This window comes from Rhodococcus sp. SBT000017 (assembly GCF_003688915.1).
Taxonomy (GTDB): Bacteria; Actinomycetota; Actinomycetes; order Mycobacteriales; family Mycobacteriaceae; genus Rhodococcoides.
In genome coordinates, this window is record NZ_REFU01000001.1 from 2,230,205 (window position 1) to 2,255,127 (window position 24,923).

General features: G+C 66.0%; 22 protein-coding genes and 1 tRNA gene. 11 read left to right on the forward strand and 12 right to left on the reverse strand.

Annotated elements, in window-relative coordinates:
- Positions 1-53: 53 nt before the first annotated feature.
- The gene (locus AYK61_RS10120; RefSeq protein WP_032395790.1) at positions 54-380 is read left to right on the forward strand and encodes a cupin domain-containing protein; all 327 of its coding nucleotides are present in this window, start codon (positions 54-56) and stop codon (positions 378-380) included.
- Here AYK61_RS10120 and AYK61_RS10125 read toward each other — a convergent pair.
- Positions 373-1,233 carry a universal stress protein gene (locus AYK61_RS10125; RefSeq protein ID WP_121870699.1) on the reverse strand — a complete coding sequence of 287 codons (861 nt, stop codon included), beginning with the start codon at positions 1,231-1,233 and terminating at the stop codon, positions 373-375. The two genes, AYK61_RS10120 and AYK61_RS10125, sit on opposite strands and share 8 nt — an antisense overlap.
- A gap of 152 nt (positions 1,234-1,385) precedes the next feature.
- Positions 1,386-2,291, reverse strand: coding sequence for an acyl-ACP desaturase (locus AYK61_RS10130; RefSeq protein WP_121870700.1), 906 nt, complete (start codon positions 2,289-2,291; stop codon positions 1,386-1,388).
- 368 nt (positions 2,292-2,659) lie between these two features.
- Between AYK61_RS10130 and AYK61_RS10135 the strand changes: the two genes are divergently transcribed.
- The 10 genes from AYK61_RS10135 to AYK61_RS10180 all read left to right on the forward strand — a co-directional run bounded on the left by AYK61_RS10135 (position 2,660) and on the right by AYK61_RS10180 (position 13,445).
- Complete coding sequence (locus AYK61_RS10135; protein WP_259468002.1) at positions 2,660-3,859, forward strand: CdaR family transcriptional regulator; 1,200 nt, start codon at positions 2,660-2,662, stop codon at positions 3,857-3,859.
- An 84-nt stretch (positions 3,860-3,943) separates the two neighbouring features.
- Entirely contained in the window at positions 3,944-4,645 is a 702-nt protein-coding gene (locus tag AYK61_RS10140; RefSeq protein ID WP_121872633.1) for an ABC transporter ATP-binding protein, read from the forward strand.
- Between the two features lie 50 nt (positions 4,646-4,695).
- On the forward strand, positions 4,696-5,886 hold the full coding sequence (locus AYK61_RS10145) for an ABC transporter permease (protein ID WP_121870702.1): 1,191 nt from the start codon (positions 4,696-4,698) through the stop codon (positions 5,884-5,886).
- Positions 5,823-7,112 carry an ABC transporter permease gene (locus tag AYK61_RS10150; protein ID WP_183130226.1) on the forward strand — a complete coding sequence of 430 codons (1,290 nt, stop codon included), beginning with the start codon at positions 5,823-5,825 and terminating at the stop codon, positions 7,110-7,112. Before AYK61_RS10145 ends, AYK61_RS10150 begins: the two co-directional genes overlap by 64 nt.
- A gap of 9 nt (positions 7,113-7,121) precedes the next feature.
- Complete coding sequence (locus AYK61_RS10155; protein ID WP_147458309.1) at positions 7,122-7,469, forward strand: hypothetical protein; 348 nt, start codon at positions 7,122-7,124, stop codon at positions 7,467-7,469.
- 115 nt (positions 7,470-7,584) lie between these two features.
- Positions 7,585-7,660: transfer RNA gene (locus AYK61_RS10160), tRNA-Arg, on the forward strand.
- Between the two features lie 92 nt (positions 7,661-7,752).
- Positions 7,753-9,096: an HNH endonuclease gene (locus AYK61_RS10165; protein ID WP_183130227.1), complete on the forward strand. Its 1,344-nt coding sequence runs from the start codon at positions 7,753-7,755 to the stop codon at positions 9,094-9,096.
- 223 nt (positions 9,097-9,319) lie between these two features.
- Positions 9,320-10,687: a DEAD/DEAH box helicase gene (locus AYK61_RS10170; protein ID WP_121870706.1), complete on the forward strand. Its 1,368-nt coding sequence runs from the start codon at positions 9,320-9,322 to the stop codon at positions 10,685-10,687.
- Between the two features lie 8 nt (positions 10,688-10,695).
- A complete protein-coding gene (locus AYK61_RS10175) occupies positions 10,696-12,711 on the forward strand; it encodes a DUF2232 domain-containing protein (RefSeq protein ID WP_259468003.1) in 2,016 nt (671 codons plus the stop codon).
- Positions 12,708-13,445, forward strand: coding sequence for an energy-coupling factor transporter transmembrane protein EcfT (locus AYK61_RS10180; RefSeq protein ID WP_121870707.1), 738 nt, complete (start codon positions 12,708-12,710; stop codon positions 13,443-13,445). Before AYK61_RS10175 ends, AYK61_RS10180 begins: the two co-directional genes overlap by 4 nt.
- 1 nt (position 13,446) lies before the next feature.
- Here AYK61_RS10180 and AYK61_RS10185 read toward each other — a convergent pair whose 3' ends face one another.
- From AYK61_RS10185 to AYK61_RS10230, 10 genes are all read right to left on the reverse strand, one after another.
- Positions 13,447-15,102, reverse strand: a complete 1,656-nt coding sequence (locus AYK61_RS10185) for a VWA domain-containing protein (protein ID WP_121870708.1) — start codon at positions 15,100-15,102, stop codon at positions 13,447-13,449.
- A 97-nt stretch (positions 15,103-15,199) separates the two neighbouring features.
- Entirely contained in the window at positions 15,200-16,831 is a 1,632-nt protein-coding gene (locus AYK61_RS10190; RefSeq protein ID WP_121870709.1) for a substrate-binding and VWA domain-containing protein, read from the reverse strand.
- Positions 16,832-16,880: 49 nt separating this feature from the next.
- On the reverse strand, positions 16,881-17,312 hold the full coding sequence (locus AYK61_RS10195) for an SRPBCC family protein (protein ID WP_121870710.1): 432 nt from the start codon (positions 17,310-17,312) through the stop codon (positions 16,881-16,883).
- An 81-nt stretch (positions 17,313-17,393) separates the two neighbouring features.
- On the reverse strand, positions 17,394-19,028 hold the full coding sequence (locus AYK61_RS10200) for a cation acetate symporter (protein WP_121870711.1): 1,635 nt from the start codon (positions 19,026-19,028) through the stop codon (positions 17,394-17,396).
- The gene (locus tag AYK61_RS10205; RefSeq protein WP_032378306.1) at positions 19,025-19,324 is read right to left on the reverse strand and encodes a DUF485 domain-containing protein; all 300 of its coding nucleotides are present in this window, start codon (positions 19,322-19,324) and stop codon (positions 19,025-19,027) included. The genes AYK61_RS10200 and AYK61_RS10205 overlap by 4 nt, the downstream gene beginning before the upstream one ends.
- Before the next feature lie 326 nt (positions 19,325-19,650).
- Complete coding sequence (locus AYK61_RS10210; RefSeq protein WP_121870712.1) at positions 19,651-21,393, reverse strand: cation acetate symporter; 1,743 nt, start codon at positions 21,391-21,393, stop codon at positions 19,651-19,653.
- Between the two features lie 6 nt (positions 21,394-21,399).
- Positions 21,400-21,759 (reverse strand): hypothetical protein, encoded by a 360-nt coding sequence (locus AYK61_RS10215; RefSeq protein WP_121870713.1) that lies wholly within the window; start codon positions 21,757-21,759, stop codon positions 21,400-21,402.
- A gap of 4 nt (positions 21,760-21,763) precedes the next feature.
- Positions 21,764-22,564: a LytTR family DNA-binding domain-containing protein gene (locus AYK61_RS10220; protein WP_121870714.1), complete on the reverse strand. Its 801-nt coding sequence runs from the start codon at positions 22,562-22,564 to the stop codon at positions 21,764-21,766.
- Positions 22,561-23,733, reverse strand: a complete 1,173-nt coding sequence (locus AYK61_RS10225) for a sensor histidine kinase (protein ID WP_121872635.1) — start codon at positions 23,731-23,733, stop codon at positions 22,561-22,563. Before AYK61_RS10225 ends, AYK61_RS10220 begins: the two co-directional genes overlap by 4 nt.
- Complete coding sequence (locus tag AYK61_RS10230; RefSeq protein ID WP_121870715.1) at positions 23,730-24,911, reverse strand: lipase family protein; 1,182 nt, start codon at positions 24,909-24,911, stop codon at positions 23,730-23,732. The genes AYK61_RS10225 and AYK61_RS10230 overlap by 4 nt, the downstream gene beginning before the upstream one ends.
- Between the last annotated feature and the right edge of the window lie 12 nt (positions 24,912-24,923).

Genomic DNA, 24,923 nt, shown 5'->3' on the forward strand with positions numbered 1-24,923 from the left:
CGCGTTCAGGATTCCCCCGTCGCGACTGCGAGCGGTGCGTCATACTGACGATCATGGACAAGAAGTCACTCACCGCCCTTGCCCGCCAACAGCTCAAGCTTGCAGTCGGCGCGTCGAGTGGCCGCAGTTCGCAGACGGTGTACGGCGGTCACCGACGCCACCTGCGACAGACGGTCGTGGCACTGGCCGCCGGCAACAAGCTGGCCGAACACGACCTCTCCGGCGAGTCGACCGTCCTGGTTCTCAGCGGCAAGCTCGAACTGATCTCCGGTGAGCGCTCCTGGAAGGGCTCGACCGGCGACCTTCTCGTCATCCCCGACGCCCGCCACAGCGTCGAGGCCCTCGAAGACGTGAGCTTCCTGCTGACCGTCGCTATGTGAGCGCTTTCCGCACGACCAGCACCGGGCAGTCCGCGGTGTTGACGAGCGCGAAACTCGTGGAGCCCAACAGCATTCCACCGAATCCTCCGCGCCCCCGGTTGCCCACCACGATCAACGCTGCGGTCTCGGACAATCCACTCAGAACCCGTACCGGACGGTCCTGAGCGACGACGCGCTGCACTTCGACGTCGGGGAACCGCTCCTGCCAACCGGCGAGGCTCTCTGCCAGCAGAGCCTCCTCACCGTCTGCGATGGCCTGCCAGTCCTTGGGCGCACGGCCGAACGACTGGGTCAGATCGACATCGGACCACACGTGCACCGCGATCAACACGGCCTCACGGGCCGACGCTTCGACGAACGCCCACTCGACCGCAGCCTGGTTGACGTCCGAGCCGTCGATACCGACGACGACCGGCCCCTCGGCGACCGGGCGACCGTCGATGTCACGGCCTCGCACCACCGCGACCGGAGAGACGCTGTGCGCAGCCAACGAGAGTGTGACAGCGCCGGTTTCGCTGGCCCCGATCACCAGGATCTCGGCCTGTGCCGAGACGCCGATGAGAACGTCCATCACACCGCCCTCGACGGCACTCGAGGTCACCTCGAAGGCGGGATCGTCGACGACCAGGGCCGCCAGAGTTTCGGCCGCCACCAATCTGGATTTGGCCGTGGCCACGAATTCGGTTGCTTCGCCCGCGAATTCGCTCAGGTCGACAACCCCTGGCATGTCGACGGCAGTCACGATGTGCAATCGCCGATCGCGTCGGTGAGCACAGAGCGCCGCCCAGATCACGGCCTTGTCCGCTGCGGCGGATCCGTCGATGCCGACGATGATCGGTCGAGAGCCTGTCACGTTTCGGGCCTCCGGTCGTTGCGCGAGAACCAGGCCTCGGGCGTATGACGAATAGGAGTTCAGGCTAGTCGATGGGTCCCGCCGAAGCGCCTCTTCGATTCGAATCGAACCGAAGAGGCGCCGGTCCCACGGACCCCCCGGGGTATGTGGTGTCAGCTGGCGCGCAAGGCGTTTGCGTACTCCTGGCTTCGCGTGCGGCTGAGCTCGGTGGCGGTGTCCTGGGCGTCGAGATGATCGAGATAGTCGGCCAGTTGGTCGCGGCTGCGGGCTCCGGCACCGAGATCGGTGCGCTCGAAGATGCGCCACTGCGCCAACAGGGGACGCAGGACCTCATCGAGGTGGCGACGTAGATCGTAGATTCCGTCCCGCGAGATGAGCATGGCGCTGCGAGCGAACCCCGGCAGGTTGGTGCCCGGCAGCTGGAAGTTCATGACGACCTCGGTGATCGCCGTGACGGTGAGCGACGGTGCAACCTCCAACGCCGCAGCGACCAGGTCGGAAAAGAAGCGGACGTGCAGGTCCTGATCGGCGACGATGCGTCCGAGCAGGCGATCGGCGACCGGATCGTGGCACTGAACGGCGGTGTTGCGGTGGCAGATACTCGAGACCGACTCGTCGAGGGCGACCTGAGCCAGCGACCGGAGCAGGTGTGCTCCGTTCATCGGGGCGTCGAAACCCACAGTCATGCACTGCGCTCGTGCGCGACCGAGGGCGATCGGATCGACGCTGCGGGTGGCCACCAGGTAGTCGGTGACAGCCACTGCGTGCCGGGTTCGTTCGGCGCTCCACTCCGTGAGCCACGACGGCCAGACCCCGATCTCGGAGATGGCAGTATCCCGCCGGTACAGCGGAATGTTCTGTTCGACAAGCAGAGTGGTCACCAATGCTGCCTTGGCGGCTTCGGTCAAGGTCGAGGGACGCGAACCCCAGTACATCTCGGCCCGAACGAAGTCGGCCGGTTCCCACTGCACGGCGTCGGCGCGGTGGCGAACGAGATTCGCCTCGATGGTCGGCAACAGCTCTCGCAGAACCGCGAACTGCCCGATATCACTGCGCATGCCCGCCCCTTCGACGCCCGTCCACCCACTCCGACCGAGATCAACGTAGATCCGCCGTCCTCCCGTCGTGAACCGCTTGACGATTGTTTAGGGCAAGTCGCAAGCGCTCGAGGCGCGCGCTCGAGATAGGTCACAACGAGTTTTGCCGAAATGGTGGATCACGCGTTGATAACAACCTATGATCGACCCTGTTAGAGGCCAGGAAACAAACTTGAAGTACGAAAACGCCGCGGTTTCGTCGGGGATTGCATACATTGAGCCGTGGAAGCGCATGGATACGCGCAAGTAAGTTTGCTCTCCGAAGACCTGAAGAACCCAACACGAAGGGTTGATCTGTGACCGTTCACAACTGGACTAGCCTCGGAATCATGGTCGCGGGTCAGCCTGCGTCGGCTCCTCTTCGCGACTTCCGCGCGGTGGCGCGGCTCCTCGTGGGGCACTTCGCCGCCAACACCCCCTGCGGGTCATTGCCGGGCGAGCAGCTCCACGGCGACGTCACCGAATTCACCGTCAAGTGCATCAGTATCGCCGTGCAGATGCTCGACGAACGGCGTGCTCCGGCCGAGTCCGACCTGGCCGAACTTCGCGCCAAGGCCAGCCAGTGGGCCCGCGAAGGTGTGCCCCTCGAGTCCGTCCTCAGCGTCTACCACGAGGGCATCCAGATCGGCTGGAATCTCGTGTCCAAGAGGGCAGGTGAGGGCGACGCCGCTCAACTGATCGAGGCCGCGCGGATGTTCGTGCTGCTGTCGGAGAAGGTCTCCATCGCGGCCAGCAAGAGCTACGTCGAGGAACTCCAAGCGGTGGCCAGTGAGCACCACACGGCAGCGCACACCCTGGTGACCTCGCTGCTCAGCGGCCACAACGCGGTCTCGATGGCCCGTCAATCCGGCATCGAACTCGCCGACAGCTACCTCGTACTCGCCATCTCGGTGCCGCCGCACCCCGACGAGAACGACCCCAACATCCAGAAGACCGTCGCCGCCCGCAGAAAGCTGCGCCGCGTCCAGGCCGAGCTGGCCACGATCTGCGGTCGCACTCCCCTGTCTCTGCTCAGCACCGAGGGAGGCACCGTGCTCATTCCCGGCAACCACGACGACGAATGGGTCGAGGCCCTGGTGCATCGCATCGGTACCGCCGCCGAGGTTCCCGTCACCGTCACCGCCGAGCAGGCCGCTACTTCCGATATCCCCACCGCAGCCGATCAGGTACACGAACTGCTGTCGTTGGCGCACCAGTTGCACCGCCCGTCCGGCCTGTACCGCATGGACGACCTGGTGCTCGAGTACCAGCTCACGCGTCCCGGCCCCGGCCGTCGCCACCTGACCCAGATCCTCGAGCCCCTCGACTCGTCACCGGAGCTGCTCGAGACCCTCGAGATCCACATCTCGCACGATCTGAACCGTCAGCGGTCCGCTCGCCAGCTCCATCTGCACACCAACACCGTCGACTACCGCCTCAAGCGGATCGCTCAGCTGACCGGGTTCGACCCCACCCGTCCCTCGGGAATCCGACACCTGCAGGCCGCTCTGGTGGCCCGACGGCTCGAATCCTCGCGCGGCGCAGCGTGATCTGAGAACTCCGACCGGTTTCTCGACCCGACGGCAGGTAGCGTCGGAAGTATTCGAGGAGCAGGGGATCGTTGCATGGCGAAGTTGAAGCTCGAGCTGTCCGGTGTGGTCAAGGAGTACCCCACCGGCGAGCAACCGGTACGCGCGTTGGACGGTATCGATCTCACGATCGAGGGTGGCCAGTTCGTCTCGCTCGTCGCGCCGTCCGGTGCTGGTAAGTCGACGCTGCTGCACATGCTCGGCGCACTCGACACGCCCACGTCGGGTTCCATCCGGTTCGACGACGTCGAGGTCACCACCCTCGACGACAACGCCCAATCCGATTTCCGACGCCACCAGGTGGGGTTCGTCTTCCAGTTCTTCAACCTGCTGCCGACGATGTCCGCGTGGGAGAACGTGGCCGTTCCCAAGCTGCTCGACGGCACGCCCATCAAGAAGGCCAAGTCCGACGCGATGCGTCTGCTCGACATGGTCGGACTCTCGAACCGATCCGAGCACCGTCCGGCACAGTTGTCCGGCGGTCAGATCCAGCGCATCGCGATCGCCCGGGCGTTGATGATGGATCCGGCGCTGCTGATCGCCGACGAACCGACCGGCAATCTCGATTCGAAGACCTCCCACAACGTCCTCGAGATCCTCGCCGACGTAGCGCACGCCAGCGATGGGCGTCGAGCAGTGGTGATGGCGACCCACGACCTCGAGGCGGCACGGTCCACCGATCGCATCGTCAGCATGATCGACGGTCGCGTCGAGACCGACACCCCGACGGCCGGCCTCGATCGGTGATAGGTACCGCGCTCAGCAGATTTCGAGTCATCAGCCTGCGGGAACTTTGCATGCACTGGGTGCGTTCGCTGGTCTCGGCCGGCGTCGTCGCCGTCGCGGCCGGGTTGCTCATCGCCGTCCTCGGCACGTACGGATCCTTGACCGGATCCGTCGAGCGTCTCGCGGTGTCGATCGCCGGTAACGCGAACTACGAGGTCGTCGGTGTCACCGACTCGGGCTTCGATGAGAGCGAACTCGACGCCGTTCGTGCTGTTCCCGGCGTCGAGACGGCGGTTCCACTGCTGCGCAGCACCGTTCGGTCCGACGTCGGTGACCTGACGATTCTCGGTGTCGACTCGTCGATCACGGCACTGCAATCCGATCTGGAAGGCGCAGTCGGCAACGCGGCCGGATTGCTCACCGATCCGGCCGGAGTATTGGTCGGAGCTGCAACGGGTCTGACGCAGGGCGACACCGTCACCATCGACGATGTCCCGACGGCGGTGGTCGGCGTGGTCGACGGCCCGGGTACGCAGCGCATCGGCGGGGGCATGTTCGCCGTCGCGCTCATCCCGACGGCTCAGACGCTCACCGACCGCCCCGATCAGCTCGATTCGATCTTCGTGCTCGGTAGCGGCGATACCCTGCGCACCGACCTGGACGCCGCATTGGCGGGCCGGGTGTCGGTGATGAATCCGGACTTCCGGGCCGACCGCGCGAACCAGGCCATGAGCCTGACTCGCAATGCGACACTGATGGTCTCGCTCATCGCGTTCGTCGTCGCGGCGTTCCTCGTCTTCAACGTCATGAACATGGCTATCGCGAAGCGTCGACCCACCATCTCTCTGCTCCGGGCAGTCGGTGGCCGCCGCGGCGATATCGTCCGCGACCTGTTGTTCGAGTCCGTACTGGTCGGTCTCGTCGGCGGTGCAGTCGGAGTCCCGCTGGGAATCGCGATGGGCCGCATCGCGATCGAAAGTCTGCCGCCGTTCCTCTCGCAGGCATTCGATGCGCGGATCGAATACGTGCTGCCCGGATTCGCGATTCCGGTGGCGATCGTCGCATGCGTGCTGGCCTGTGTCGGTGCCTCGGCCGTCGCCGCCGTGCAGGTGTACCGCATCTCGCCGATCGAGGCGCTCGCGGTCGGCGGCGGAGAAACCTCGGGTGGACCCGGTCTGCGATTCACCTGGCCGCGACCGTGTTCGGCGTACTCGCCGTCGCCGGATCCTTTCTGTTCGCCGTCAACGTCGACGGGCAGTTGACCCTCGGGGCCGGTGCGCTGTTCATGTTCGGCGTCGTCGCACTGTGTGTCGGCGCGACGGGGCCGATCGTGTCGATCACCGCAGCGGTCCCCCGGCGCTGGGGTGGTGCCGGACGCCTCGCGACCGCCACCATCGAGCGCGCCCCGCGGCGTATCTGGGCGACCGTGATGACGATCGTGATCGCGGTGGGAGTCAGTGTGGGAGTGTCGGGTTCGCTGACCAACATGACCGACTCGGCAGCCGAATCGTTGTCGTCCTTGGCCGATACCGACCTGTACGTGTCGATGACCTCGCCCGACGCCATCCCGTCGGGCCCGATCGTTCCCGCCTCTGTCGATGACGCTGTCCGGGCGACACCGGGGGTCTCTCGCATCGTCGAGGGGCAGTGGGCTTATGCCACGATCGACGGCGAGACGGTATCCATCCAGGGCGTCGCCGACGGCAGCAATGCGGTGACTCTCGCCTCGCTATCGGACGATATTCGATCCGGCGTGCTGGCCGGCGACGGAGTGGTGCTCTCGAAGGCGCTCGGCACCACGTTGGGCGTCTCCGAGGGTGACTCCATCGATCTGCCGACGCCGACCGGCGTGCAGAACGTGCGGGTGCTCGATCTGGTCGACTACATCAACGCCGCAGGCGGCACCATGGCGATCTCGTTGGATTCGATGCAGCGGTGGTACGACCGGCCCGGGGCGACCTACCTGGAGATCGGTGTCGACGGAGACGTTGCCGCCGTGCAGGATTCACTTCGTGCGGCGCTGCCACCCGAGGCCTTCGTCTACACCGGCGCTGCCGCTCTCGAGGGCACGAGTGCCGCCATCCGACAGTCCGGCGCATTGGCGATCGCGTTGCAGTGGATCGTCGCGCTCGTCGCTGCCGTCGCATTGCTCAACACGTTGACACTGTCGGTACTCGAGCGTCGACGCGAACTGGGGGTACTGCGCGCCATGGGCGGCGGCCGAGGAACCCTGGCGCGGATGGTGCTCGCCGAGGCACTGTCGGTCGGCATCGTCGGTGGTGTCCTCGGCCTGATCATCGGTGCGGGGCTGCAATACCTGAGCACCCTGATCCTCGGAGCCAGCATCGGAATTCCGGTCGCCTACACCGCGAGTTGGTCGGTGCTGCTGTACGGACTCGTCGCCCTCGGCCTGTCGCTGTTGGGTTCGGCTCCGCCTGCCGTGCACGCCTCGCGACTGAACATCGTGGACGCTATCGCGGCGGATTAGGTGGTGGGGATGGGGCTGCGCTCCGGCTGCGGGGCCTCGGGATTGCGGGACCTCGGGATCCGACGGGGCTTCGGGATCCGCAAACGCGCGCGCGTTTGTCAGGGTGCGAGCGGAATAGACAGCGATACGACGGCGATCTTGCGTGCGTCTGGCAACTGCGCGCGCGTTTGCAGGAGGAGGGCGACGACATTCGACGCCTTCGCCCGCGATATCCAGTGCTTCGTCGGCCTCGAATCGATCGCCGATTTCACCGCTCACCAGCACCGCACCGACCTGAACCTGATCGCGTCGCTGACCGGGACGGTGACGACCAGCGGCAACCTGCTTCACGATCGACACGGTTGGCCGCTAGACTAGCGAGCGCGATGTGGGCCGGCTGTGCACCGTGGCAGCAAGCTCATCCGCAACCGATTGTTCGATGGAACGAAAGCCGTTGCTGCACAACGACTTCGGATCACGAGAACAATCACCAGCCTTCGTAGCTCAGGGGATAGAGCAACCCTCTCCTAAAGGGTAGGTCGCAGGTTCGAATCCTGCCGAGGGCACCACCGAAACGATTCCGCGATTCTCCCCCTCCTATTGCGCAACCCTGAAAACGCCCGTACTATCGAACATGCATTCGAGTACTGGGGAGGAACTCGTGGTCACAGCCGTACAAGATTCACCACTCACGTCCGATGAAGTGCTGCGCTTCGTTGCGCGCCTTCAGTCATCGGAGTTCGATCTCGACGCAGCAGCGGGCATCGATCTGATCTCGGCACTCGAGACGATCAAGTGCGCCAGCGTGGCAGTTCAAGCCGTGGTGACCGACGCCGTGGCGACGACCATCAGCAATGAACGCCGCGAGCGCGGTAAGCCGAAACCGCAGTGGCGCATCGGTATTGCGTCGCAGATCGGCCTGGCCCGACGCGAATCACCGAACCGCGGCGGCACCCACCTCGACCTTGCTCGCGCCCTGGTGCACGAAATGCCGCACACTCTCGCACGTCTGAGAGCCGGCGAACTCAACGAGTGGCGCGCCATGATCCTCGCTCGCGAAACCGCATGCCTCACCGTCGACGACCGCCGAACCATCGACGAACGACTGTGCGCCGACCCCGCCACACTGGCCGGTGCCGGCGACCGCTCCATCGAAGGCCGGGCCCGCGCACTTGCCAACGAACTCGACGCCGCCTCCCAGGTGAAACGACGCGCCAAGGCCTACGCCGCCCGCCGCACCAGCACCCGCCCCGCACCCGAATCGATGGGCTTCTTCACCGCACTCACCTCGATGGAGAAATCGGTCTGCATGTGGGCGACACTGCGACGCGACGCCGACACCCTCATCAATGCAGGCGGTGAGACACGAACCCGCGACCAGATCATGGCCGACCTCGTATTCGAGCGCATCACCGGCGCATCCGCAGCACAGGGTCCTCCGGTGACCGTCGACATCGTGATCTCGGATTCCACCCTCCTCGCCGGCGGTGACACGTCCGCATACATGCACGGCTATGGCGACATTCCGTCCGACGTCGCACGGCAACTCATCCGAGACACACTCGACAGTGAGACGCACGTCGCATTGCGCCGCCTCTACGCGCATCCGACGTCCGGCGCACTGACGGCAGTGGAGTCCACATCACGCGCATTTCCGACAGCGCTGGGACGCCTCATCGATCTTCGGGATCGCACCTGCCGCACACCGTGGTGCGACGCACCGATCCGTCACCACGATCACATCAGACCACACTCCGCAGGCGGCAGAACGAGCGCCGAGAACGGCGCAGGCCTTTGTGCCGCATGCAATTACGCGAAAGAGGGCGAGGGCTGGACGGCCGAGGCCTTACGAGACAAACGCAACGCGCGACACCGCTACGTACTCATCTCACCCACCGGGCACACCTACGACTCGAGTGCGCCGCCGATGCCGGTGGTCGAGCTCTACAACTCGACGATCGAGAACGTGATACTCGAAGGACTCTTCGACTTCGACGCCGCGTGATCAGCGACGGCGGGAACAGAGCTGTCCACAACTCGGTTACACTCGTCAACGACGCGCGTAGCTGCACGTCAGACGTCGTGGAATGCTCCCGAACCTCCATGTGCACCCTGCACAGGCTTCTCTTACGGCGATCGGAACTGCCCACCGGCAGTCTCGCCACCTTGCATCTCGGCCCGAAGGCCCGCAGGTGCAACACCCTGCCCGAAAGGCACTTTTCATCACTATGACGACCCCACAGACTTTTTCTGCACTCGGTGTACCCCAGGCCATCGCGGATGTACTCGCGAGCCAGGGCAAGACCGAAGCATTCCCCATCCAGGCCGATACGCTCCCCGACACACTGCAGGGACGCGACGTGCTCGGACGCGGAAAGACCGGCAGCGGCAAGACACTCGCCTTCTCCATCCCGATGGTCGCTCGCCTCGCCGGCCAGCTCCCCGGTAACCGCAAGCCCGGCCGCCCCCGCGGCCTGATCCTCGCGCCGACGCGTGAGCTCGCCACTCAGATCGCCGTCGCGATCGAACCCCTCGCCTCCGCGTACTCGCTGAAGGTCACCACGATCTTCGGTGGCGTCTCGCAGGTCCGCCAGGTCTCCGCACTCAAGGGCGGAGTCGACATCGTCGTCGCCTGCCCCGGTCGCCTCGAAGACCTGATGAAGCAGCGTCACCTCACCCTCGACGGCGTCCAGATCACCGTCCTCGACGAGGCAGACCACATGGCCGACCTCGGGTTCCTGCCCGTCGTCACCCGCATCCTCGCTGCCACCCCGGACAAGGGCCAGCGCATGCTGTTCTCCGCGACCCTGGACAACGGCGTCGACAAGCTGGTCAAGCGCTTCCTGCACAACCAGATCACACACTCCGTCGACGAGGCCACGTCGCACGTCGAGGCCATGACACACAGTGTGTTCGAGGTCGACGGCGTCGAGGCCAAGAAGAAGCTCGTCCACCAGCTCGCCTCCGGCACCGGACGCCGCATCCTGTTCATGCGCACCAAGCACCAGGCCCGCAAGCTCGCCAAGCAGCTCACCGACGCCGGAATCCCGTCCGTCGATCTGCACGGCAACCTCTCGCAGGCCGCACGTGACCGCAACCTCGCCGCGTTCTCCTCCGGCCAGGCCCGCGTTCTCGTCGCCACCGACGTCGCAGCCCGCGGCGTCCACGTCGACGACGTCCAGCTCGTCGTCCACGTCGATCCCCCGGCCGAGCACAAGGCATACCTGCACCGTTCCGGCCGCACCGCACGCGCGGGAAGCGCCGGAGACGTTGTGACCGTCGTCCTGCCCGAGCAGCGCAAGGACACCGCAGTCCTGCTGCGCAAGGCCGACATCAAGGTCACGCCCATCCGCGTCACCGCCGACTCGCCCGCAGTGGCGAATCTCGTCGGCGAGCAGGCCCGCTACGTCCAGCCCGCACCGAAGGCCGAGCAGGCACCGGCTCGCACCGCGAATCCTCGCAACAGCAACAACGCGCGACGCGGCGGCCCGGCTCGCAGTGGTGGACAGCCCCGCAGTGGCGGTCAACCGCGTAGCGGTGGTGGCGGCCACAGCCGTCGCGCAGCAGGACCGGCCACAAGCCAGCGCAGCCGCTGACCCAGCCCGTGCGCACGCCCAAGTCCGGTCCCCTCGGTCCGCAGGAGATGGCGACCTCTGCCGTCATGAGCAGCTTCACCGTCGCGTTGACGGTGATCGGTGTGTTGGTACCGATGGCGACGATCCTTCAGGTCGTCGCAGCGATTCCCATGTCGGTGGTCGCGCTCCGGTATCGGACTCGTGCACTGGTCACCTCTGCGGTCGCCGGCACCCTCGTCGGATTTGTCGCGGCAGGTACCCAGACCGCCATCAGTGTTGCCAGCGCTGCCCTTCTGGGCGGCCTGGTCGGGCGGGCGAAGCGCAAGAAGCAAGGACTGTTCGGCGTTCTCGTCACTTCGATGGTCGTCGGGCCGGCGCTCGGCGCATTGACCGTGCTGATGCTGCTCGTTCTCGTTCCGCTGCGCGAGCTGTTCCTCGAGACTCTCCGCAACACCTTCGAGGCCATTTCTCGACTGCTCGAGCGCACATCGGCACTGCAAGGCGTTGCCGACGTGATCCGCACCGGCTCCACGACCGTGCTCGACAACTGGTGGTGGTGGGTAGGCGGGTCGATCGCCTTCGGCATCGTCACCGGAACGCTGTTCGCGTGGCTCATCCTCACCGCGATCCTCGACCGCCTCTCCACCATTCCCACCCCCGAACCTCTGGGCTCGAGCGCCGACGACGAGATCGGGCCGCTACCGGTGACACTCACCGCAGTCGGATTCCGCTACCAGGGAAGCACGACGTCCGCGTTGACCGGCGTCGACCTCCGCATCGAAACCGGTGAGTTCGTGGCGATCGTCGGCCACAACGGTTCCGGCAAATCGACGCTGACGCGGATCCTCGCCGGTCTCGAACCGTCGGAGGGAACTGTGGACAGGCCCGGCTCGACCGGTCTGGGACGGTACGGCGGCACGGCGGTGGTGCTGCAGCGCCCCGAAAGTCAGATCCTCGGCACCCGCGTCGCCGACGACGTGGTGTGGGGACTGCCACCCGGCGATTCACGCCCCGACGTGGAGGCCCTGCTCGACGAGGTCGGCCTCGGCGGCATGGGATCGCGCGACACCGCCTCCCTGTCCGGTGGCGAAATGCAGCGACTCGCCGTCGCCGCAGCACTCGCTCGCCGTCCGGCGCTTCTCATCGCCGACGAGGCAACCGCGATGATCGACGCCTCCGGGCGCGAACATCTGGTCTCGCTCCTCGCCGAACTGCCTCGCAGGCACGAGATGTCGGTCGTGCTGGTCACCCACCACGTCTCCGAGACCGTCGCAGCAGATCGCGTCGTGCATCTGCACGAGGGTTATCAGGTGCAGCACGACACGACGTGGATGCACGCTCGAACGGAGAATCCTGCTGCGCTGCACGACAATTCGAGTGAACGTCTCCTCGAACTGAGCGGCGTCGAGCACACGTACAACCGCCGCACCCCGTGGGCGCAGGCAGCGCTGAACGGCGTCGACATCACCGTCAAACGCGGTGAGGGTGTGTTGATTCTCGGTGGCAACGGTTCGGGCAAATCCACTCTTGCCTGGATCATGGCCGGCCTCACGTGCCCGACCAGTGGCACCGCCCGGCTCGGCGGCAAAGCGATGACCTCACGCGTCGGCGATGTCGGGCTCGCGTTCCAGCATTCTCGCCTGCAGTTGCAGCGGCGCACCGTCTCCGAGGACATCGCTGCCGCTGCCGGTCCCGAAACAGGTTCTGCCACAGTATCGGCCGCGATGGATGCCGTCGGCCTGGACAGGTCGTTGGCCGCTCGCGACATCGATTCGCTCAGTGGTGGTCAGATGCGACGCGTGGTGCTGGCCGGACTGATTGCGCGTCGGCCTCGGATGCTGGTTCTCGACGAACCCCTGGCCGGGCTCGACCCTCCCGGACGCGACGACATCATCGGCGTTCTCGCCGGACTGCGCGATCGCGGCGTCGCCATCGTCGTCATCTCGCACGACGTGGACGGCATGGACACCGTCTGCAGCCGCACCATCACGATGGCCGACGGCCACATCGTCTCCGATTCGATCCTGGGGAGCGTGCACTCGTGACCACCGTCGTACTGCGTCAGGTCCCGCGATTCTCACCGATCCACCGCCTGTGGGCCGGCACCAAACTCGTCGTCGTGCTGCTGCTGAGCATCACTCTCGTGGTGGCACCGACGTGGCCCGCCCTGGGAATCGTGTTCGCACTGTTGGTCATCGCCGCGATCATCGCGCATGTCCCGATCACCGCACTGCCGCGTCCGCCGTGGTGGATCTGGGCCTTGTTCGGCGTCGGAGCCCTGATCAACCTGCCGATCGGCGGCGCGGCAGTGCTGGTGTATCTGCGCGCAACGCTGTTCATCTTCGTCCTGCTCGGCGCATCGATGATGATCGGCTGGACCACCTCGATGAGCGACATCGCCCCTGCGGTCTCCAAACTGGGCACGCCGCTGAAGAAGCTGAAGTTGCCCGTCGACGAGTGGGCGATCGCCGTGGCCCTGAGCCTGCGGTCGCTTCCGCTGCTGATCGAAGAGATGCGCACCCTCAACGCTGCCCGACGCCTGCGCCCCAAGCCGGTCGTCAACAGCGCGTCGGACAATTCTCTGGTCGACATCGTCACGACGGTGATGTCGGTTGCCATCAGACGTGCCGACGAAATGGGTGGGGCCATCACCGCCCGCGGAGGCACCGGAATGATCACCGCCACCGAAGCGCGTTTCAAGACCTCCGACGCGGTGACGCTGACCGTGGTGACTCTGGCGTGCGCCGCAGCCATCGCGATCAGCTTCCTGTGGAGCTGACCTACTCGCCCGCGAGACGTTCGGTGCGCGAGTTCAAGGCCTTGACGAACACGTCCGGGATGTCTCGCGGATCCTCGGCAACATAGCTCGTTCCGCCGGTTACAGCCGAGATCTGTTGCAGCGCAACCGGATCTGCATCACCGGTGACGCCGACGGTGATGATCACGATGGGGCGCACCGGATCCTGCTCCTGCTGCAGCGACGCCAGCAGTTGGTCGAGGGAGATACTGCCCTCGTCTTCGTTGGCTCCGTCGGTCAGGATGATGACACTGTTGACGTAGTTGGGGTCGTATCCCTCCTTGACGCGCCGAAACGCAGCCAACGTGGTGTCGTAGAGCCCGGTTCCGCCTCCGACGAGACCCGGGAGGCCCCGGATCGAATCGAGAATGGCGTCGCGCTGCGACTTTCCGTTGAACGTACCGTCGGCCTCACCCATCGGCACCAGCTCACGGTAGTCCTGCTTGCCACCACCGAGTCCGATCGAGAACGCCCACAACCCCATCTGCGTCTGATCGCTGAAGAGCGAGTTGGCACCTATCGACGCGTCGACGGTCAGCGCGATACGCGTGGAGTCACCCGATTTCGCGGCCATGGAACCCGACACGTCCTCGACGACGAGGGTGCGCAGCGGTAGCGCGAGCACGGCCCAATCCCGCAGCGTCGTTTCGATGGACAGCGGGTTCTTGATCTCGAGCGACGCGACGGACCCGACGCCTCGGCCGTCGGGAAGTGGTGTGCCACTCGATGTCCGGAAGCCGACTGCGACCAGGGTGTCGGCAGCCGACGCGGTGGCGAGAACCGAGCCCAAGGCCGCTCCGGCCTGCTTGACGCGGTCGTACTCGGGGCCGGCAGGCGCGGTCACGGCGAGCGGGTAGTTGAGGAAGTAGCTGCCGGTCGGCGGAACCGACTCCGCCAGAGCCGATCCCGGATTGTCGGCCTCGTAGGCGAGCAGTGCCTGTTCGGTGGCCACACTGGTACCACCGTCCGCGGCCACCTGGGCCACCAGATCCGGGGTGTCGTGTGGGGCGTCCGCGATCCGTCCGAAGTCCTGGGCCATTGGCACCAGTGCGGCCGACACCGCCTTCGCGTCGGAGATTGCCACCTCGGATTCGGCCAGCGCGCCGAGGATCGCGGCATTCGAGGCGCTGCTGGTCAGTGGATCACCGATGCGTTGACCGGGAAGCTGGAGCACGCTGAGCCAGGTATCGGTCACCGGCACGGCATCGGACTTCGAAACCAGGACCGGCAGTGTGTTCGCGACGGAGGTCTTGGCCAGCTCGGGTAGCGCTCCGGTCGAGCGGAGTGTCTTGAGCAGCCATAGCGTCGAATCCGGAATCCACAGGTCCGGGCGACCGTCGTCGGTTCCAGCGATTTCGGTGGCGGTATCGGTGGGACGTTCTGCTCGCACCTCGAAGTTCACGCAACCGCGCTCGACCTCGCCTGCCTGCGCGAGAATCCGCTGCACCGGCTCGGCGATGGAGGTGTCCACCGCGAGCGAGACCGTGTCGAGGGAATCGCAGGAGTTCGCACCGGATGCGCGCACCGCTTGCACTCCGAAGAATCCACCGACCACGACGACGACGGCCACCAGGGCGACCACCGCCCAGATGACGGCCGACCCGGACCTGCGCGCACTACCGCTGTGACGTCCCGACATCTGTGCAAACCCCCTGCTCGGCCCCCGTTGCGCTCACAGGACGAGAGCAACCGTACGCACACTCAGAAGTGACGCGACGCACAGCATAGTAGCCTTCTCAACGACCGGAGCGGCTTCTGAGCGCATTGACGAACACGTTGGGGATCTCCGCAGGATTTCGTGCGACGAAGCTCGTACCGCCCGTAGCGGCCGAAATTTGTTGCAGCACACCGGCATCTGCATCGTCGGTGATGCCGATGGTGACGATGACGACCGGCTTGGACGGGTCCTGCTCGGCGCGCAGGGTCGACAGCAGCTCGTCGAGCGAGATGCTGTCGGGGTCCTCGTTGGTGCCGTCGGTGAGGATGATGACGCTGTTCACGGCATCGGGGTCGTAGCCCTGCTGCACGGTACGGAACGCGGCCAACGTGGTGTCGTACAACCCGGTACCACCGCCGACCAGGGACGGAAGGCTGCGGATCTGCTGCAGCAGCACCTCGCGCTGACTGGTGTCGCCGACCTGTTCGTCCATTCGCCGAATCGGTGCCAACTCTCGGTAGTCCTGAGAGTCGCCACCGAGTCCGATCGAGAACGCCCACAATCCCATCGACGCGTTGTCGGGGAACAGCCGGTTTCCGGTCTCACTGGCCTGCACCGTCATGGCGATACGTGAATTCGCCCCGGCGCTGTAGTTCATCGATCCGGAGACATCCTCCATCACGAGAGTGCGCGACGGAAGCGCCAACACCTGGTACTGCCGAAGCGTCGACTCGGCGGCCTGCTGATCGGCAATCGTCAGGGCCGTGACATCCCCGATGCCACGATCGGAATCGAGAGGGGCCATGTCCGCGGACCGGAACCCGGCCTCGGACAGAGCCTGCTGCCCCTGTTCGGATTCGATGGCCGTGGCCAGTGCCGTCCCGACGGACTTCGCGGTCTCGTGTCGATCGCCTGCGGGTTCGGTCACCGCCAGCGGAAAGTTCAGAAAGATGGTGCCCGTCGGCGGCACCGTCGCGCCCAGTTCGACGATCTTCTCCTGCTGGTAGGCCAGGAAGGCCTGCTCGGAGACCACCGCGACGCCTCCGTCGGCGACGAGATCGTCGAGCCGCACCGTCGGATCGGCCTCCCCGCGGGTGGCGGCCTGAGCCTGAGCGATGGGAACGAGCGCCGCCGAGACCGCGTCGAGGGCGGTCTCGTCCGATCCTGCTTCGGCGACCGCGCCCAGGATGGCCGCGTCGGATGTGGTGTTGGCCAACGGGTTACCGATGCGCAGACCCTCGAGCTTCAATGCGGTGAGCCAGGTGTCGAAGAACGGCACTTCGTCCTTGCGGGCCGCGAGCACAGCCGGGCTGCCTGCCACCGACTGACTGGCCAGGTCGATCAACGACGCTGTGGACCGCACGGTCTTACCGATCCACAGTGACGAATCCGGAACCCAGAGCGAGGGAACATCGTCGCCTTTGGCCACCGCGGCCGAGACCTGACCAGACTCGGTGGCGGTGACCTCGACGCCGGCACAACCCAGATCCTCGGCCGAGGTGTTGTCGACGATCCGCTGCAGCACCGGCGCGATCGCCGGATCCGCAGCCAGCGAGTAGGACTGCGTGTCGCCGCAGGCGGACCCGAAGGCCTTCAGCGCGAAAAACGCGCCGCCGCCGACCACGAGCAGCAGAACTACGGCGACGACGCCGTACTTGGCGATTCCTCGGCTGCTCGAGGTGGACGACGGGGCACTGTGTCTACCTGGCATGGCGCGCTCCTACTTCATCGGTCGTTCCACAGGCTCCACTTCTGCCCCGTCAGCCGTAGATTTTGACGAACGTTTTCAGCGAGTTCTCGATATCGCCCTTGAGAGCGCGCGCGACGCCGGAGCCGATCGGACCGAACAGTGGTGCACCGCCGAGATTGACGTCGATGGTGATCTCGGAGCCGTCACCCTTGGATTTCACGGTCAGGTTCAGGCCGATCTTGACGCCGCCCTTGCCGTTGCCCTTGAGCTCGAGCTTCTTGGGCGGGTCGTAGGACTCGATCTTCCAGGACACCCGGTTGCGCATGCCCTTCACGCTGGCGATGGAGTCAAGGGTGGTGCCGACGGCCAGCTGTTCGGGCAGCTCACCGCGCCACGCTTCGTGGATGGAGAGCCACTGCTCGTAGCCGGACAGATCGGACGCGTGCGCCCACGTCTGTTCGGGGGTCAGCGGGACGTCGAGGGAAACCTTCAGCTTGGCCACAGCAGTGATGGTAACCGCTGAACGAAAAATGTCCGTGTGAGGCCTTGCTCACACGGACATTTTCGATCGAACTGCTATGGACTAGTGAGCGCTGGCCTTTTCCGCACCGATACCGGTGAGGGAGCGAACCTCCATCTCGGCCTGCTTGTCGGTGCTCTCGGTGTCCTTCGAGATCAGCGTTCCGACGATGCCGAGGATGAATGCCAGCGGGATCGAGACGATGCCGGGGTTGGAGAGCGGGAACCAGGCGAAGTCCGAGCCGGGGATCATCGACGTCGGCGATCCGGAGACGGCCGGGGAGAAGACGATCAGCACGATGGTCGAGATCAGACCGCCGTACATGCTGAACAGTGCGCCGGTGGTGGTGAAGCGACGCCAGAACAGCGAATACAGGATGGTCGGCAGGTTCGCGGCTGCAGCGACGGCGAAAGCGAGTGCCACCAGGAACGCGATGTTCTGACCGTTGGCGAGGATGCCGAGGCCGATGGCGAGCACACCGATGACGACGGCGGTGATGCGGGAGACCTTGACCTGCTTCTTGTCGTCGACCTTGCCCTTCTTGATGACGCTGCCGTAGATGTCGTGGGCGAACGACGCCGAGGCGGTGATCGTCAGTCCGGCGACCACGGCGAGGATCGTCGCGAAGGCGACCGCCGAGATGATGCCGAGCAGAATCACGCCGCCGAGCTCGAAGGCCAACAGCGGAGCAGCGGAGTTCTGACCACCGGCCGAGGCCAGGATGCGGTCGGGTCCGACGATCGCTGCGGCTCCGTAGCCGAGGACGAGGGTGAACAGGTAGAACGCACCGATGAGCGCGATGGCCCACACGACGCTGCGGCGAGCTTCCTTGGCGGTGGGCACGGTGTAGAAGCGCATCAGCACGTGCGGCAGACCCGCGGTACCGAGGACGAGTGCGAGACCGAGCGAGAGGAAGTTGATCTTCGAGGTGGCACTGCCGCCGTACTGGGCACCGGGCTCGATGACGTCACGGGCCGCCACGACATCGTCGGCCGATCCGGCCACCATCGCCTGAGCGCTGCCGAGCAGTTCGGAGAAGTTCATGCCGAACTTGGCGAGAACCAGGACGGTCATGAACGCTGCGCCGGTGATGAGCAGAACGGCCTTGATGATCTGCACCCAGGTGGTGCCCTTCATGCCGCCGATGAGCACGTACGCGATCATCAGCACGCCGACGATGGCGATGACGATGGACTGTCCGGTGCGGTCGGAGATATCGAGCAGCAGTGCGACGAGTCCGCCGGCACCGGCCATCTGCGCCAGCAGGTAGAACAGCGAGACCGTCAGCGTGGACAGTGCGGCCGCGGTACGAACCGGACCCTGCTTGAGCCGGAAGCTCAGCACGTCCGCCATGGTGAATTTGCCGGTGTTCCTGAGCAATTCGGCGACGAGGAGCAACGCGACGAGCCAGGCGACGAGGAAGCCGATGGAGTACAGGAAGCCGTCGTAGCCGTAGACGGCGATGGCACCGGCGATACCGAGAAAGCTGGCCGCCGAGAGGTAGTCACCGGCGATGGCGACGCCGTTCTGCGGTCCGGAGAAGCCGCCACCTGCGGTGAAGAAATCCGCGGAGGTCGCATTCTTCTTGGATGCGCGGATGACGACGAACATCGTCACGAGGACGAACGCACCGAAGATCGCGATGTTGACGAGTGGTTCACCGACTGTGGTGTCGGTGGCCTGAGCTAATACGTTCACGACTTGGCTCCCTGAGAGGCTTCCATCTCGGCACGCAAGGCTGCGGCGCGAGGATCGAGTTCACGGTTGGCGAACTTCACGTAGATGCCGGTGATAGCGAACGTCGTGACGAACTGGCCGAGGCCGAGCAGCAGACCGACGTTGATGTTGCCCCACACCTTGGTGGACATGAAGTCCACCGCGTAGGTGCTCAGTAGCACGTAGATGACGTACCAGACCAGGAAGAACCCGGCCATCGGGAACACGAAGCTACGCAGACGACGTCGGAGTTCCTGGAACTCGGGACTGGCCTGCATGTCGACGAACGCTTGCGCGTCCGGTGGCGAACTGGTTTCCGGTGCGGTCACCTTGGACTCCTGAAGTAGATGTGAGCTGTAGCTGACTCGGAACATTAATGAGAGTCAGGTCACAAAATCAGGAGGTGGTGTCGATCACACGATGGGCTGCGGGAGTGTGCGCCGAGCGGTCGAGAATGGCAGTCGAGCGGCGGCGGCGGGAGTGGAGCCTGCGGAATGACCCAACGAGTGGAGTGGAGCCTGCGGAATGACCCAACGAGTGGAGTGGAGCCTGCGGAATGACCCAACGAGTGGAGTGGAGCCTGCGGAACGACCCGAAGACGCAGCTACAGTTCGCGCTCGCGATCTTTGCCCATGTCGAGGCCTTCGGGGAGATGCAGTCGCGCGAAGATGCGGGAGATGTCCGACGGCACCGTTTTTCTGGTGGCGAGGCTGACGGCGATCATCGAGGCGAAGGCGACGGGGACGCTGACGGCGGCGGGGTAGCCGAGAATCGCTGCCGCCCAACCGCCGAGGACGCCGTCGGAGATGGGGGTGACGACGGAGATCGATGCGGCGACCAGTGAGATGCCCCCACCGAGGAGCAGTCCGGTTGCCGCTCCCGCTGCGGTGAGTCCCCGCCACCAGATGCCCAGCACCAGTAGTGGACACAGGGTCGAGGCCGCAACCGCGAAGACGAGCCCGACGGTGCGCGAGAGGTCGAGTGAGACAACGCCGATGGACAATGCCAGCGGTACTGCCCCGGCGAGTATCGCCGCGACGCGGAAGTCTCGGACCTTGCCCGAGAGGACGTCGGTACTGAGCACGCCTGCGATGCTGACCAGCAGGCCCGAGGACGTCGACAGGAAGGCTGCAATGGCACCTGCGGCCACCAGTGCGGCGAGCAGCTGGCCCGGAATTCCGGACAGTACCGAGCCGGGCAACAGCAGGACGGCGGCGTCCGATGCTCCGGTGATCAGCAACTGCGGCACGTACAGCCGGGCGAAAACGCCGAGGACCGTCGGGAACAGGTAGAACATGCCGAGCAACGCCAACACGGTGAGCGAGGTAAGTCTCGCCGCTCTACCGTCCGGGTTGGTGTAGAACCGCACCAGCACGTGCGGCAAGCCCAGGGTTCCCAGGAACGTGGCCAGAATCAGCGAATACACCTGATACAGCGGGTGCTGCCCACCCAGTCCCCCGCCCGGCATCGCCCATGCCCGGTCGGTCGTCGGTGCCCCCGCGACGACGGGAACGGGCGATCCGGCGTCGAGCGTCAGCGACGTGCCCGAGCCCAGTCGGTGTTCGCCTGCGTCCAGCAGGACTCGCCCGTCGACGCTCTCGTCGTCGAGCGTTCCCCTCACGGCGACGACGATCGGCGAATCCACCTGCACGAGAACATCGGTGGTGATGTCGACGACGGTCTGTTCGGTCACGGTCGGTGGGGCCGGGCTGCCGACGCTTCGGTCGTCGGCGAAGAAGTGCACGGCCAGGACCAATGCGGGAATGGCAATCGCCGTCAGTTTGAGCCAGTACTGGAACGCCTGCACGAAGGTGATGGAACGCATCCCGCCGCCGACGACGTTCGCAATGACGATCAACCCGACCGCCAGAGCACCGACCCACCCCGGCACCCCCAGCAGAATGTTCAGAGTCAGGCCGGCACCCTGGAATTGGGGCACCAGATAGAGCGCGCAGATGACCACCACGACCAGCATCGCCAGGGTGCGCAACCACGGTGCGCCGAGCCTGAACTCGACGAAATCGGGCACCGTGTACGCGCCGCTCCTGCGCAGCGGTGCGGCGACGAACAACAGCAGGCCCAGGTAGCCCGCGGTGAAGCCGACGGGGTACCACAGGGCATCGGCACCGTATTTCGCGATCAGCCCTGCGACACCGAGAAACGATGCAGCAGAGAGGTATTCGCCGCTGATTGCGGCGGCATTCCACCGCGGACCGACGGAGCGTGACGCCACCAGGAAGTCCGAGGTGGTGCGCGCCAACCGAACTCCGTAGATGCCGATGCCGACGGTGGCCGCGGCTGCGAAGAGCAGCGCGATCACCGTCGCGACGGGAATGGACCCGTTCACCGACGCCTAGTCCTCGACCAGGCCGACGAACTCGGCCTCGTTGCGCTCGGCTCGGCGCACGTACGCCCAGCCGACCCCGAACAGCAACGGATAAATCGCCACCCCCAGCACCAGCCACGGGAACCCGATACCGAACAGGGTGGCGTCGGTGAAACGTGCAAGCAGCATGCCCAGCAACGGAATTGCGAACAGAATCGACAGCGTCATCACCGCCAGGCGCACCGACAGCAACAGCTGCGCGCGCACCAGGCTACGGACCAGGGCGTCGCCGACCTCGGTTTGCTCCTGCACTTCGACGCGGGTGCGCACCATCCGCGCGCCGCGGCGTTGCGAGAGCACCACCCGCTGCCGGTGTGGCTGGCTCATCCTGTCACCTGGACGACCACGACTGCAGCGGACCGCGGACCAGTCTGTCCTTGAGTTCTCTGGCGTGCCGTCGGCTCACCGGCAGTTCGCAGGCAGCGAGGTTTCCGCTGGCCCGCAGACACACCACCAGACCCGAACCGACGCTGCGAATCCCCGTGACCAACCGCAGCGAGACCAGGTAGGAGCGGTGCACGCGGAGGAATCCGGCATCGGCCCAACGGCTTTCGAGGGCCGAGATCGGGATCCGCACCAGGTGCGAGCCGTTGGAGGTGTGCAATCTCGCGTAGTCGCCGTCGGCCTCCACCCACGCGACCGACGACCGGTGCACCAAGGTGGTGGTTCCACCGAGTTCGACGGGGATGACCTCGTCGGCCGCGGGATCCGCGGACTCCGCGGGGCGACGCCGCGCGAGCAGCACTCGACGCAGCGCCTCGGTGAGTCGATCCTCTCGCAACGGCTTGAGCAGGTAGTCGACGGCACCGAGATCGAAGGCGGCCAGTGCCCGGTCGTCGTGGGCGGTGACGAACACGACGGCCGGTGGCCGCGCGAACGCCGACAGGATGCCGGCCAGTTCGAGCCCGTCGAGCCCGGGCATGTTGATGTCGAGGAAGACCGCGTCCACTGGCTGCGCGGAGGTCTGTTGGAGCTGCCGCAGTGCGGTGGTGGCGTCCTGCGCTGTGAACACCTCGGCGACGGTGTCCTGCTGGCGCAGCAGAAAGGCGAGTTCGTCGAGTGCCGGGCGCTCGTCGTCGACGGCGAGGACGATCAACCCACGGCCGGGGGTGGCGTTGCCAGGCTGCGTCATGCTCGCACACCGGGCCTGAATTTGGGCACACGCATGCTCACTTTGGTGCCTGCGCCCGGTGCGGTGTCCACTACGAGACCGTAATCGTTTCCGAAGGCTGCCCGCAGCCGATCGTCCACGTTCGCCAATCCGACATGGGCTGCGTCCTCGGTGTGCAGGCTTCCCGAGCGCAACACATCGGGATCCATCCCCACACCGTCGTCCTCGATACTGATCACCGCGTCGGTGCCCTCGTCGGCGGCGATGATCGTCACGCGGCCGCCGTCGGCCTTCCCGGACAGGCCGTGCCGGACGGCGTTCTCGACGAGCGGCTGCAGCGCGAGAAACGGCAGCGCGACGCCCAACACCTCGGGCGCAACCTGCAACGTGACCTGCAGGGAATCACCGAAGCGGGCGCGTTCGAGCGTCAGGTACCGATCGATGTTGCGTAGCTCGTCCGCGAGCACCGTGAACTCGCCTGCGTTGCGGAACGAGTAACGGGTGAAGTCGGCGAACTCGAGCACCAGCTCCCGCGCCCGATCCGGGTCGGTGCGCACGAACGACGCGATCGTGCCGAGTGCGTTGTAGATGAAGTGCGGGCTGATCTGTGCGCGCAGCGCCCGCACCTCGGCGCGGTCCAACCGCGCCCGGGAGGCGTCGAGTTCGGCGAGCTCGATCTGGCCGCAGGCGTAGCGCGCGACCTCCGCGATGGCCCCGAGCATGCCCGGTCCGGGCTCGGCGACGACGGCTGCCCCCAACACCCCGACCACCGGAGACTCGTCGACGACCAACGGCTGCACCACCAGCGCTCGGACCTCGTGGATCGAACCGAGCGGCAGACGCACCAGCACGCGCCGCTGCCCGTCCACCGCCCGTTTCGCCGCCTCGACGAAGGCCGGTGTCAACTCGTCCCAGGGGCCGTCCCAGGCCAGCAGTGAACCGTCGGGATCGCAGATGCCCAGTGCGTCCGCACCGGTCAGCACCCGCAGATGCGGCGCGGCGGCGGCGGCCGACCGAGTGTCGAGACCGTCGCGCAACGGCTTGGCCGCCAGCGAGGCGGTGTGCAGGGTGGCGTGGACGGCCCGCTCGGCAGGTGTGGTGAGGTCCCGTCGACCGCGCAGGCTGATCACCGCGATGACCGAGACAATCACGGCCACGATCACCGCCAACGACGCCAGTGCCGCGGTCATCGCGCGCACGTGGTCGAGGTGGGCACGTTCAGGAAGCGTTCGACGAGCCAGTCGACTCCGATGCCGTTGGCGGCCAGTTCGGCATGGCCCTGCTCCGGTTCGGAGCGAAACTCGACGTCGTCGCCCAGCGCGCAGGCCTCGGCCACCGCGTCCCTGGTCCACTGGGGGTCGATGAGATCGTCGCGTTCGCCGACCAGGACGAACAGCGGTACTTCGGTGCGAGAAGTCGGTACCGCAACCGATTCGAGCCACTGCGTCATCCGATCCGATGCCTCCTCGGTGCCCGGGAGGGCATCCGCCGGATCGAGGACGGCCCCGGCGTCGGCCTTGGAGAAACCGAGCAGGTCACTGCAGGCGGTCAGTGCGGTCACGTTGTCGGCGAACGTGCCGCGGATGTAGTCCGAGCGTTCGGCACTCGGATCCACGGCGCGCAGACCCGCGTAGAGATACGGCACCATCAGTTGACGCGACACGGTCTGCTCGGTCTCGGGTGCGAAGAATCGCGTCAGATCGGCCGTGGGCGAGAGCGCCGCGGCACCGACCAGTTGCAGACCGTCGCCGTAGTCGCCGCTGCGCTCAGCAGCGGCCCAGACCGCTTGTCCGCCTTGGGAGGTACCCACTGCGCCCCACCTGGTGCCGACGTCGGGAACCACGTTGCGGGCCGCGCGCACTGCGTCGATGACGTCGTACGCTGCGGCGTCCCGGTCGAGGTAGGCGGGATCTCCCGGTGTCCCGAGTCCCTGGTAGTCCGTCACCACGACCACAGTCCCGCGTTCGAGGAACGGGGTCACCAGGCCGATGGTGCCCAACAGGTTCGGGTACAGCGAGGGCGCACACTCGTCGGTGACACCGGTGGTTCCGTGCCCGACGGAGACGATCGGCCAGCCTCCCGGCGGCGCAGACCCCTTGGGCACGAACACCGTTCCCGAGGCCTCGGTGCCGCCCCCGGTGACTCCGTCGGTGGTGCGGTAGACGATTTTCGTGGCGGTCCCGCCGAGGTAGGCGACACCGATGTCGACTTGCCCGAGCAGCGTCGACGAGACGATCTCACCGCGTTCGAGGCCTTCGGGTGCCGCGACTGGAGCAGGGGCGGGGGCGTCGGGTTCGGCGGTGGGAGTGCTGCATGCGGCAAGGGCGAACACCAGTGCCGCGGCGGCCACCAGTCCGGTCGACCTCACTGTCTCTGCGCT